Here is a 12,486-nt window from a genome sequence, read left to right on the forward strand (position 1 = left end):
ACTGATTTTACTGCCTAAAAGAAAAGGCCGTCTCACCGACGGCCTTTCTGACAACAAAGTACTTCGTTGATAACTCTATAACTCCCCCAACGCCCTGATCAGCGCCTCCACCTGCTCGGTAGAAGTAGCCGGGAAGTTGGCGATGCGGACTTGCGTGGCTTTGTGCTCACCGTAGCCGCTGCCGAGTACCAGTCCTTTGGCTTTTAGGGCAGAGATAATTTCGGAAGAAGGCTGTTTGGTATTGGCTACCACTACCGTTTGCGAGCGGTGCTTAGGCTCCTGTACAAAGGTCTCAAATCCTTCATGCTGATCAATAAAGTTGTAGAGTAGTTTGGCTTTCTGCTCAGTCTCTTTTCTGATCCTGTCAACACCTACCCTGTTCATGTCCTCAGCTATCTTGCCTAACAGATATATACCCATCACGTTAGGGGTAGCGGGCGTTTCGTGGCTCTGGGCGTTTTTCCAGAGCGTGGGCAGGTCGTGGTGGGCACCGATGGTGAGGTTGTCGTACTTGCGCAGGCGTTCTGCCTTTTGCAGACACTTCTCATTCACAATCCATACCCCCAGTCCGGCGGGTAGTCCAAAGGCCTTTTGAACCGAGAAGAAAGCCGTATCGATCAGGCTGTAATCCAGATCGGGGTAGGGGGCTGAGGACACCATGTCTACCGCTATAAGTTTATCCGGATTGCTGCGCTTGATCTTATGAATATCCGATACGCGCATCTGCACGCCCGAGCTGGTTTCGTTGTGAGCCAGGCCAATCAACTCGGCGTACTCAGGTACTTCTACTTCCGAAGCATCAAATCCCTGCCCCATGGGCTTCTCGAGCTTGTGGGCAAACTTATGCAGGACCTGGGCGTACTGAAAAAACTTCTTGGAGAAGGAGCCATTGACCAGGTGGTAGCTTTCGTGCTCCACGCAGTTGAGCAGGATGCGCTCCCATGCCTCCGAGGCCGACCCCAGAAACAGGATCGCGTGCGTAGCGGGTACATTGAGTAGCGTACGGAGCTGCTCTACGGTATGCTGGTGGAGCGCGCGGTACTGCTGGCTACGGTGGGAGATAGAACCTAACTGCTGCTCAACGAAAGTTTGTACGTGTTGCTCAAAGCTGGGGTAAAGCTGGGCCGGGCCGGGGGTGTAAAAGGTATATTTCATAGGGTAAGATAGAGTCATATAAAAAGGCAATACGCAGAAGTAGCGTGTTTTAAACTAGCTTCTGCGTATTGCCCAAAGTTCATTCAGTTGACTGTTAGTAAAGCATCCGGAAGCGAATCGTACCATCGATCTCTTTGAGTTCTTTGATAAACTCTTCTGAGTAGTTCTTGGCAATATCCACGATTACGTAGCCAATGCTTTCGTTGGTCTTCAGGTACTGACCCGTGATGTTGATATTATGGTTGGCAAAGATGCTGTTCAGCTTGGCTAGTACACCCGGTACGTTAGCATGGATGTGCAGCAGACGGTGCGAGTTGCCCAGCTTTGGTAGCTGTACTTCGGGGAAGTTGACGCTACCGTAGGTACTACCGTTGTTAATGTACTCGAGCAGTTTGCTGGGTACAAAGTGACCAATATTCACCTGCGCTTCTTCGGTACTACCCCCGATGTGCGGAGTCAGGATTACATTGTTCAGGCCGCGTAGTTCACTGATAAACTCTTCGTCGTTGGTCTTGGGCTCCTTGGGGAATACGTCCACTCCGGCACCGGCTACTCTGCCACTCTTAACGGCCTCTACCAGCGCCTTGATATCCACCACGTGGCCGCGGGCCAGGTTCATGAATATGACGCCTTTCTTCATCATGTCAAACTCACGCTTGCCGATGAGGTTGGTATTTTCCTTGCGACCATCTACGTGCATGCTTATTACATCAGAGATCTGAAGGAGCTCTTCCAGCGAGCGTACCTTGCGGGCATTACCGATTGCCAGTTTGTCGACGGTATCGTAGAAGTACACCTCCATACCCAACGCTTCGGCTACTACCGATAGCTGAGTACCAATGTTGCCGTAGCCTACCAGCCCCAGCTTCTTACCACGTACCTCAAAGCTGCCGTTGGCCGACTTATCCCATACGCCCTCGTGCATCTGATTGCTCTTGCTAACGATGTTACGGATCAGCATGATCATCTCGCCTATGGCCAGCTCTACTACGGAGCGGGTGTTGCTATAAGGAGCGTTGAAGACAGCTACACCACGTTCGGTGGCTGCTTCCAGATCTATCTGGTTGGTACCGATACAGAACGCACCGATAGCCATTAATTTATTCGCATTCTCAAGTACCCGACGGGTGATCATCGTCTTGGAGCGGATACCAATGATGGATACATCCTTGATACGCTCGCACAGCTCGTCCTCATCGAGGGCACCCTTTACAAATTCCACCTTAAAGCCTTCTTCCTCAAAAGCCTGAACCGCTACGGGGTGTACGTTCTCGAGCAGGAGTACCTTGATGCGGCTCTTGGGGTACGACTGGCTGCGGTTGATCTTGTTGTGGTATAGGAATTCATCCAGGGAAGCCGCTACGTGATCAGCTACCTGTACCACGCGCTGGCGCTGTACGTTTTCGGTGAAAGCGTAGAAGCGGTTAGCCAGGCCCGACTCGCGAAGCTCGTAGTCCGTATAGCCATCGCCGATCACGTACACATCGCCGGACAGGTTCAGGGTACGCAGCAGCTTGATCTTGCCACCGTCGGTTGACAGTACATTAGCTTCATCAATCCCTACAATATTGCCATCATTATCAAAAAGGAACTCATTGGCGAACACATGGTCCTCACGAACCCCCATCTCAGTTACGATAGGTACAATGAATTCCCTGAAACCGCTCGAAATAATATAAATCTGATCTGCATACTCCGTCAGGAACTGCTTATTACGCTGGAATGAGTCGGATATCTTGGTACGCAGAAAATCAACGAGGATATCAATGTGCTGGCGGTTGGCCGACAGCAGCTCGATGCGGCGGCGCAGGCCTTCCGCAAACGACATCTCACCATTCATGCCCTTTTCGGTCAGGTCCCGAATTTGGTCTACGATACGCACGCGGTCAGGGTGTCCGGCCAGGGCAATGCTTGCCAGTTCGTCCAGTCCTTCCACTTTGGTGAAAGTACTATCAAAATCAATGATAAAGTACGTGGGGTTGATTGTTTGAGTCAACATGAAGCGGCAGGTGACAGATTTGCAATAGTATATTTTCTATAAGTCAAGTGATTGGTTTTAATCACTCTTCCTACAAAATTAATAATCTGTTAACTACCTCACTAATAAAAAAAAGCCCGTTCGTACATAACTTGTTATTATTCAAGTAATACGCATTTAAATTCAATAATTAGGCTGTTCCTGCAGGAATTTCAGGGCTCTTCGCTCAGACCAGTAGGCGCCTTCAATGAGTTGGGCGGGGCGGAAGCCACAGTGGCCGCCGTCGGCCGTAAGCTCCAGCCATACATTGGGGTGGTTCGCAATGAGCTGCTGCGGTAGCGAGTCCGGCGGAATGAGCGGGTCGTTTAGTGCGTTGACAATCAGGGTAGGTACACTAATATATTCTACGTAGTTCTTGGCGCTGGAGCGGGCGTAGTAGTCGTCGGCACTTTCGAAGCCATGTATGGTGGCGGTAAAGATATGGTCAAAGTCGTAGAAGCTCTTGACGAGCTGGTACTGGCTGGCATCGATGTGCTCCGGAAAGTGGAGGCCCTTCTGCTCTACCTTGGGTTTCAGCGTACGCAGGAACCGCTGCAGGTAGATGCGGTTCTCCCGCTTTTCGATGGCGCGGCTACAGGCCAGCAGGTCCATGGGTACACTGAATACTACTACTTTCTGGATCGCCGGATTTATAAATTTTCCCTGTTCGCCCGCGTATTTGAGTGTCAGGTTGCCGCCCAGGCTGAAGCCCATCAGGTATATCTCGCCATAGCCTTTGTCAAGGGCGTGCTGTACGACCAGATCGAGGTCATCGGTAGCGCCGCTGTGGTAGAACCGGGCCTGCTGGTTCATCTCGCCGCTACAGCTCCGGTAGTTCCAGGCCAGGCAGTCGTAGCCGTGGCGGATCAGCAGGCGCACCATGCCGAGTACGTACTGTCGGGTGCTGTTGCCTTCCAACCCGTGTGAGAGTATCACCAGCGCGGGTTTCGTACCTTTCCTCCTTTCTTCCCTTCCTCCCTTAGCTAAAGCCCAATCCAGGTCCAGGAAGTCCTGATCCGGGGTAGTAATGCGTTCACGCTGGTAGGGTACATCGTTGATCTTTCGGAACAGGGCCGGATAGATACTTTGAAAATGCCCGTTGGGCAGCCAGAACGGGGCGATAGGAGTGGTGGTATGAACTAGGGGCATGCGCGTCAACAACTAAAAAGACGAAGGTACTGATACTTTTTAACACATTCGGGCAAAGGGAGGTTCATGGCCAAGTATTTCCGGATGGGAGTATAGGTCCTGATAAGTACCTACAGAAAAATGGGGTTGTTTTCCAACCAATGATCAGCCCGGCAGGTCTCTGTTTCAAACATAGAACCATGAAGAAGTTAAGCCTGCTACTAAGCCTTATACTACTTATTAGCTGCGAAAAAGAAGAACTGAGTACTGCCGAAAGATCAATCGTGGGCAAGTGGCAGCTGGTAGAGTACTGCGTAAGTCCCGGTGCGGGGGAATGCGTTGCACAAATGGCTACGGCTATCTATACCCAGACTGTCGAGTTCAGGAAAGATGGTAGTTTTATTGAGAGGATACCCGAGCGGCAGAAGTTCTGGACGCCTATTATGAGTTCGGGGCAGTACCGGGTACTTGAAGATAAAGGTAAGATCGAGTTTCAGTTTGATATATCATCCAGCCGAACACCCGCCGCGATGGACTACCAGTTTGCCGGAGATCGGATGACGCTGCTGCCCGTCTGTATTGAAGGGTGCCGATATACCTACGAGAGAATCAGGTAAAACCGGCAGGCTAGTTACGGCGCTTCATCTCGGCCCGGCGCATGGGCATGGAGTCAATCAGTCCGAAGAGCTTCTCCTGACTCACCGGTCGCTCGCTCTGAAGCTTTACCGAGCCATCTTTGCCAATGAGCCACACGCCAAAAGCCTCCGGCTTACTTTGATACTGTCGGATGAGGTAGCCCTGGTCTTTGAGGCTCAGGCGATCTTTCAGGCAGGTAATCACTACGATATCCCGTTCCGTTAGTTCGCCGGGGGCGCTGTCCAGGAGGCGCAACTGCTCTTTGTAATAATCAGATTCCTCACCAGGCGCGTATACCAGCACGATCCGGTTTTTCCAGATCATGCGGTCGATGCGCTCCTGGAGTGAAGGAGCCCCCTGTACAGCCCATACCATCATTATCAGCGCTACCCACACACGTCAAGCTATCTTTAACAGCCTAACCTTCTGTATAGCGGATGGTTTTGCTTATTCAAATAAATCTTCCGAGCGGTCGAGCATCAGGATAGACGACTGCGGCACGATCACGTACTTTTCACCGTCGTATTCAAGGTCAATGGCATTGCGCTGCAGATAGATAGCCACATCACCTTCTCTGGCCTGCAGGGGCATGTACTTTACTTTCTCCTCGGTCTCCTTCCAGGGCTCGTCTTCGGCAGGTACCGGTATAGGGTAGCCGGGACCAACCTTAACTACGTACCCGGTTTGTACCTGTTCCCGCTCGGTTACGGTGGGGGGGAGGTAAAGACCACTGTTGGTACGTTCATTGGGATTGTTGGGACGTATAAGTACCCGGTCTCCAACGATAATCAGGCGTCTCAGACGGTTGTCGGCAGTAACTTCAAACATAGTAGTAGGGTAGTATAAAAAGCCTACTGATAGTTCCATCAGTAGACTTTCAGGTTTGGTGTCTGTAAAATGATAGTAACAAGTACCGTGCAAAAAGCATGCACGATCTATCATTGTGCCAAAATGACAGCCGTCAGAACTGGAAGTAAATAAACTGATTGGATGTAAATACTCCCAGGAAGTAGCACAGGAAGGCAATAAGCCCAAACAAAACGAAGAACGTAACCGTATTGCGCGTAGGAATAAAGAGGTAGTAATGCTCCTTAACCAGCAGGAATACGATCAGAAGCGCACAGAACCACATCTCGACACTATTGAAGGGCGAACGCAGAGGAGCATCCCACGAGAGCGTCAGTATTTTTTCGAGGATCAGGAAAGCCTGGCTGACAGGAGCCTTGTCATTGCGGAAGAATACCCATGTCAGCATGACCAGCGTAAAGGTAAAGAAGAGGTTCACAGCCGTGATGGCAGGATTCTTCGGTAGCTGGATTCCTGACTTCCTGAGCCATTTATCCTTCAGACCACCCAGTACAGAGTACAGTCCGTGTAAGCTTCCCCAGATCACGTAGTTCCAGCTGGCCCCGTGCCACAGGCCACTGACCAGGAACACCGTGAAGAGGTTCATCTGACGCCGGGCTTCGCCGCGCCGGTTGCCTCCCAGCGGGATGTACAGGTAGTCGCGGAACCAGGTAGAGAGCGATATGTGCCAGCGTCCCCAGAAGTCCGATATGGAAGTAGCTTCATAGGGGCGGTGGAAGTTTTCCATGAGGGTAAAGCCCATCACCCGGGCCGCTCCGATGGCAATGTCCGAGTAGCCCGAAAAGTCGCAGTAGATCTGGAAGGTAAAGAACAACGTAGCTACCAGCAGGGTAAGCCCATTATGGTCCTGCGGACTATTGTAGGCGTAGTCCACCATCAGGGCCAGCCGGTCCGCTATAACTACCTTTTTGAACATACCGAAGGCCATCTGCATGAGGCCCGCCTTTACATTCTCAAAGTCATACTTGAAGTAGGAGTGGTACTGAAAGAGCATGTTCTGCGGACGCTCAATGGGCCCCGCTACCAGCTGCGGGTAGAACATGACATAGAGTGAATAGATACCGAAATGCCGCTCAGCAGGCTGGTGGCCCCGATATACCTCTATGGTGTAGCTCATGGCCTGGAACGTATGGAACGACAGACCAATCGGCAGAATGATGTTACCCACCCCGTTGACCATCCATTCGGCTACGCGGTGCGGCAGCAGGCCATCCAGCGGAGGTACTATGGCCCTGAATCCAACCGTATTGAGAATGCCGTTAAGGCTTTCGCCCAGGAAGTCGTAGTACTTAAAGAAGGCCAGTATGCCTATATTAGATATGAGGCTCAGCACCAGCAGGGCTTTCTTCCGTTTCTGGTCCTGTGCCTTTTCAATCCATATTCCCGCGTAGTAGTCAATGACGATGGTGCCAAACAGGATCAGGATATAGATCGGCTTGAACACCATATAAAAGTAGCAGCTGGCTGCCAATAGCAACATCCAACGGCCACGCCACGACAGGCTATAGTAAGCCAGCGTAATGACAATAAAAAAAATCAGGAACTGGAGAGAATTGAAAAGCATCGGATCAGACGTACTCGCGGTTTACTATTTCTTCTTTGACAATAAAGAGCGGTCGGCCTTTGGACTGGAAGAAGATCCTCAGTACATATTCTCCAATAATACCCAGCGCCAGTAACTGCACACCACTAAACAGGATGACTACAAAAAGCAAAGCGGTGAAACCTTCGATTACTGGATTAAAGAACAGCTTCTTGATGACTACAACGAAGAAATACACCAGTGATATAGCGATAGCTATGGCACCGGTATTGGTCATGAATTTGATCGGAAATTCACTGAAATTGAATATACCATTGTAGGCCAGCCGGAACAGCTGCTTGAGCGAATACTTTGATTCACCCGCTACGCGCTCATCCCGCTCGTACTCAAAGCCCACTTGTTTGAACCCGATCCAGGAGCGCATACCCCGGAGGTAGCGGCTTTCTTCGGGCATTTTGATAAGTACATCAGCTACACGGCGGCTGATGAGGGAGAAGTCGCCACTATCCAGTGGGATCTCGACGTACGATATAGATTTGAGCAGGCGGTAGAACAGGTAGTAACCCGTACGTTTGGCCATATTCTCCTTACGCTTACGGCGAACGGCATATACGACATCGTTGCCCTCCTTCAGGAGCTTATAAAATTCAGGAAGCAGTTCGGGCGGGTCCTGGAGGTCACCGTCAATAATAAAAAGGCCCTCACTACCCCGGGCTCGGGCTATACCGGCCGAAAGAGCCAGCTGGTGGCCATGGTTTCTGGAAAGGAATACGCAGTGGTAGCGTGGATCAGACAGAGCTACCTGGCGCATCATGAGTGCCGTATTGTCGCGGCTGCCATCATCTATCAGGACTACCTCAACGGAGAGCGGGCAGCTGTCCATCAGGGCGTTAAGCCTTTCTACTAAATGAGGAAACGATTCAGATTCGTTATATAATGGTGCTACAATGGATATTTGAGGAGTTTCCAATTCTTCTACGTTTAACAGACCGACGCCCGCAAAAATACATCTTTCAATCTATATTGTTTTAAATCCTTGTTCTTCGGAGATGGTAATGGAGCGGATTATGCCACTTTCTACCTGTCCGTCACCTACCCTAAGCACCCCCAGTTCGTACTCTCCGGGGGGGATGAGTGAATAGGGAATCATTAAAGCGCGCCCTTTGTCAAAAAGGCGGAATATATTACGCCCCCGGTACAGATTCTGATCTACACGGAATACGTATAGCTCTTTACCCTGTCTCAGGAAAGCATAGGAGCCGGTATCAAATCCGGCCTTATAAGGAGTGTCAGGCTCAAGCACCAGAATGGCTTCAGAAGTCGTCTGGATCTGTACCCTCAGCGCCGGTGGTAATGGTGTTTGTACGGACCGCATCTGGTCGTAGTACGGCTTAAAGTCGTCCGGATACGCATAGATACCGCGGGCTGTTACATCCTGCATCAGCGCCTCTACATACTCGCCGGTAGGGGTGCCCGGGAAGTGCCCCAGCCCGAAGGAGTGGTGCTCCTGGTTGAATACATTGACTAATAAGGACTTACGGCGCTCGATAATGGCCGGGAGGTAATGCAGCAGGCTCATGGCCCAGATAAATACCCCAAGCCCCAGTGTGATCCGGAAGCCCCAGGTTCTCCACATGTCCTGCGCGTTAGCGCCCAGGTAGGCTAGGTACCCCACGATCAGGAATACCGCCGGGTAGATCTTGTAATTACTCACCACCATTACCTCAAAACCAAAGCGCGGCCGCAGGAAGCCAATAATAGCGGCATTGGACAGGATAAATACCATAACCCCGAGGGAGAAGTAGGTAACCTGCTGCTGATGAGTGATAGTAGCCTGCATGCGCTCCGTGAACCGGGGCAGCTGGGCCGGCCAGCGGAGTGTCTGGCGTACCCAGGGGAGGACTAATCCCAGCAGCCAGGGTACTACCCATAGCATAGTCAGGAGCCCCATCAGAACGGGTAGGGCGGTACGGATCTGGATCGGACGCTCAAAGAAGAAGTCGAACAGACCGCCCAGGAAGGCAAAGAAGCCCAGGAATGACAGGTGGGGGTGATTTTTGAAGTACTCGATGCTGGCCTCATTACCCATGGTGGTCATGCCCTGGAAGTACAGCCATATGGCAAGGCCACCCGCTACGATCCAGATACCTAACTGACGCCATTGTGACCACAGGAGCAGAATGGCAGCACCACCCACCCACACAAATATACCGTTGCTCATGGCGAAGTTGGCACAAAAGCCCGCCAGGATAGCCCAGCCGAACCGCTTCTGTACCAGGAGGTACATTGTGAGGCAGACAAAGAATACCACCGGCTGGTGCTGCAGGCTACAGATCGCCCACAGGAATATAAGGTGGTACTGGATCTGAAACAGCAGAAACGGAACCGGGAGAAAGTACTTGAGGGAGAGTCCTGTACTTCTGAAAACCTTCCAGAACAGGGCAAAGGTACCAAAGGTAAAAAGCGCCCCTACAATGTGCAGATAAGTAAAGTGGAGCGTGCCGGTAACCCAGTAGTAGATGACCGTCAGCAGCTTACCGAATACCATCCGGTGCTCGTTGTTGGGGTGGAAGAGCAGCGTTATCTTCTCACTGAGGCTGTCGCTCAGGATCCATTTGTGCAGCAGGTCCGGGAAAGGCTCGAAGTCGTCGAACCAGGGTACATTGACTGAATACCGCAGCAACACGTACACCCAAAAAAGAACAGGCAACGTCAGAACAAATCCTAGTAGTAGCTTATTGTTTGTTTTCACTTTGCTTTATTCTCTTCTGCCAGATAGATAACCTCTTTTCCGTAATAACCGGCCAGACACTTGTTCCACCAGTGTTTCGGATCATTCTTGATGTCCTCCACAAAGAGTGTATTGGGTAGGTTATGGATGGGGGGCAGATATAACACCGAATCCCGGGAGGTCTTGATTAAATCATAACGATGATACATTTCCTGGTCAAATGCGGCCGCTTTTCCGCTCAGCCAGTCCTGATACAGTGCGCGGGTATTGGTGCTGTAATAGAACTTGAAAAACAGCGAGACCCCCAGCAGCACAACCAGAGCCAGATAGGCCCCCGAACGTAACTTCGCTTCGAATGAGTAGGTACGGGCGAGGTAGTCTGTCAAAACGCCTAGGTTATAAAAACAGCCGAGCAGGAAGTACAGGTATACGCAGTTGATCACTCGTGGCGCCGGGCTACCATTGCCATAGAAAGCGGCAAAGAGCTGAGCGGCCAGTATACCGATCCACAGCAGCAGGGAGTACCACAGAGGAATCTGGAAGTACGTGCGCCCCTGCCGGCTGATTCGTGTCAGGATCAGGCACCAGCCCAGCGAAAACAGCAGCAGCGGTACATTGATCCAGTCCAGGAAAAGCCGTGGTAAGGTTTGAAAAGAAGAAATAATCGAAAAGGAAATATTACCGCTGAGCGTATCTCCACCCATGCGCTCCTGGTTGCCGGGAGCGGTAAAGTACAGGTAGCAGGAAATAGCAGCGATGACCGCTGTACCTATCATAAGGCCGTCCCACTGGCGCTGGAAAAGGATACGGTAGCCCCACCAGCCGGCTATGAGCAGTACCAGTACCAGGAGGTTGATCTCGCTGCTGCCAATGATCGCAAATACCATCAACGCCAATAGTACTCCCGAAGCTATCTGCATAGGCCGGGTTTCGAGCCGGTACCACCGGAGTAACACCACGATCCAGCATACAGTCAGGATATTAGGTACGGTGTAGGTAACAAAAGCCGCCATCCAGTAGAAAGCTTCCGCGATGCTGGCCAGATTGAGAATGTACAAAAAGAAAATAACTCCCGCGAATCCTGCGTGAGCCAGTCGGGATAGGGTAGGGGTAAGCTGGCGGGCCAGCAGGTACAGGGAGCCTATCGTACCCAGGAAAAGGAGGATAGGGAGTACCTTGAAGCCTTCCACCCAATGAAATAGGAGTGGATTGGAATGGTTGAGCAGGATACCAAAATACCGCCCCGTCCAGCCGATGTAGTACCAGTTCATCGCTTCTACCCAGCCATGCTTAAATACCGTATCGATATAGCAGTAGTCATCGGCCGGGGAGGGATGATTGTACAGCGACAGTGCGACCAGGGGCAACAGCACGCTAACCAGCAGTACTATATTCAGCCAGTTACCGGCAATGCGGTATTTCTTGTATAGGTTATTCATTCACTACTTTCTCAATAATATAGCGTGGGCGGGCTTTTACTTCTTCGTATATCTTACCTATGTACTCGCCGATAAGGCTAAGTGCTATCATATTGAATCCGCTGAAAAATGTAATGGGCAGGATGGTAGAGGTCCAGCCGGGAATGGTTTCGCCAAGCAGGAAGGCTACTACAATATACGTGACGATAGCCATGGCCAGCATGAAGTTCAGTACGCCAAAGTACAGTACCAGGCGCATGGGGAAGTTAGTAAAGGAAGTAATACCGTTCCAGGCAAAGAGCAGCATCTTGCTCAGGGGATACTTGGTTTCGCCGGCGGTACGCTCAAGACGCTTGTAGAATACCTTGTTGCTCTTGAAACCAATCATCGGGATGATACCGCGCAGAAACAGGTTGACCTCCCGGAAGTTGCCCAGCTCCTGTAGGATCCGGCGGTCCATCAGGCGAAAGTCAGCGTGGTTAAATACCACGGGCACGCCCATTTTCTGCATTACTTTATAGAAACCTTCGGCCGTTGAGCGTTTGAACCAGCTATCGGAGCTACGGTCATCGCGTACCCCGTATACCACCATGGAGCCCTCCTGATAGCGCTCTATCATAGAAGTAATGGCATTGATATCATCCTGCAGATCCGCATCAATGGTCACGAAGCAGTCAAAATGGTCTATATGGTGCTCCAGACCAGCCAGGATGGCGCTCTGGTGACCGAAGTTACGCGAGAGCTTCACCCCGATTATATCCGGGTCCTTCAGGCTTAGTTCTTCTATGATTTCCCACGTGCGGTCCCGGCTTCCGTCATTCACAAAGCATATCTTACTACCGGGAGTGATAAGTCCCCGTTGTTTGATGTCAGCGTAGTACGTTTTAAGGGTAGAATAGGTATAATGTAAAATGGCTTCTTCGTTATAACACGGAATCACTAACAGCAAGTGAGCTGGTTTCATAGATATGCTAAGATTGTGCGAGGCAAA

General features: G+C 51.1%; 11 protein-coding genes. 1 reads left to right on the forward strand and 10 read right to left on the reverse strand.

Annotated elements, in window-relative coordinates:
* Positions 1–75: 75 nt before the first annotated feature.
* From JTN23_RS20095 to JTN23_RS20105, 3 genes are all read right to left on the reverse strand, one after another.
* On the reverse strand, positions 76–1,155 hold the full coding sequence (locus tag JTN23_RS20095; protein WP_247236832.1) for an aminotransferase class V-fold PLP-dependent enzyme: 1,080 nt from the start codon (positions 1,153–1,155) through the stop codon (positions 76–78).
* Positions 1,156–1,249: 94 nt separating this feature from the next.
* Positions 1,250–3,154, reverse strand: a complete 1,905-nt coding sequence (serA, locus tag JTN23_RS20100) for a phosphoglycerate dehydrogenase (protein ID WP_247236833.1) — start codon at positions 3,152–3,154, stop codon at positions 1,250–1,252.
* Between the two features lie 162 nt (positions 3,155–3,316).
* Positions 3,317–4,321: a YheT family hydrolase gene (locus JTN23_RS20105; protein ID WP_247236834.1), complete on the reverse strand. Its 1,005-nt coding sequence runs from the start codon at positions 4,319–4,321 to the stop codon at positions 3,317–3,319.
* A gap of 179 nt (positions 4,322–4,500) precedes the next feature.
* Between JTN23_RS20105 and JTN23_RS20110 the strand changes: the two genes are divergently transcribed.
* Positions 4,501–4,917 carry a hypothetical protein gene (locus tag JTN23_RS20110; RefSeq protein WP_247236835.1) on the forward strand — a complete coding sequence of 139 codons (417 nt, stop codon included), beginning with the start codon at positions 4,501–4,503 and terminating at the stop codon, positions 4,915–4,917.
* A gap of 10 nt (positions 4,918–4,927) precedes the next feature.
* Here the strand turns inward: JTN23_RS20110 and JTN23_RS20115 are convergent, their stop codons facing one another.
* From JTN23_RS20115 to JTN23_RS20145, 7 genes are all read right to left on the reverse strand, one after another.
* A complete protein-coding gene (locus JTN23_RS20115) occupies positions 4,928–5,314 on the reverse strand; it encodes a DUF4174 domain-containing protein (protein ID WP_247236836.1) in 387 nt (128 codons plus the stop codon).
* A gap of 69 nt (positions 5,315–5,383) precedes the next feature.
* Complete coding sequence (locus JTN23_RS20120) at positions 5,384–5,764, reverse strand: co-chaperone GroES (protein WP_247236837.1); 381 nt, start codon at positions 5,762–5,764, stop codon at positions 5,384–5,386.
* A gap of 133 nt (positions 5,765–5,897) precedes the next feature.
* Positions 5,898–7,367 (reverse strand): MBOAT family O-acyltransferase, encoded by a 1,470-nt coding sequence (locus JTN23_RS20125; protein ID WP_247236838.1) that lies wholly within the window; start codon positions 7,365–7,367, stop codon positions 5,898–5,900.
* 4 nt (positions 7,368–7,371) lie between these two features.
* Positions 7,372–8,316, reverse strand: a complete 945-nt coding sequence (locus JTN23_RS20130; RefSeq protein ID WP_247236839.1) for a glycosyltransferase family 2 protein — start codon at positions 8,314–8,316, stop codon at positions 7,372–7,374.
* Between the two features lie 48 nt (positions 8,317–8,364).
* Positions 8,365–10,098: a hypothetical protein gene (locus JTN23_RS20135; protein ID WP_247236840.1), complete on the reverse strand. Its 1,734-nt coding sequence runs from the start codon at positions 10,096–10,098 to the stop codon at positions 8,365–8,367.
* Positions 10,095–11,516, reverse strand: a complete 1,422-nt coding sequence (locus JTN23_RS20140) for a DUF6056 family protein (RefSeq protein ID WP_247236841.1) — start codon at positions 11,514–11,516, stop codon at positions 10,095–10,097. The genes JTN23_RS20135 and JTN23_RS20140 overlap by 4 nt, the downstream gene beginning before the upstream one ends.
* Positions 11,509–12,459, reverse strand: coding sequence for a glycosyltransferase family 2 protein (locus JTN23_RS20145; RefSeq protein ID WP_247236842.1), 951 nt, complete (start codon positions 12,457–12,459; stop codon positions 11,509–11,511). Before JTN23_RS20145 ends, JTN23_RS20140 begins: the two co-directional genes overlap by 8 nt.
* Positions 12,460–12,486: the final 27 nt, after the last annotated feature.

It is taken from the genome of Telluribacter roseus, assembly GCF_017355915.2.
GTDB lineage: Bacteria > Bacteroidota > Bacteroidia > Cytophagales > Spirosomataceae > Telluribacter.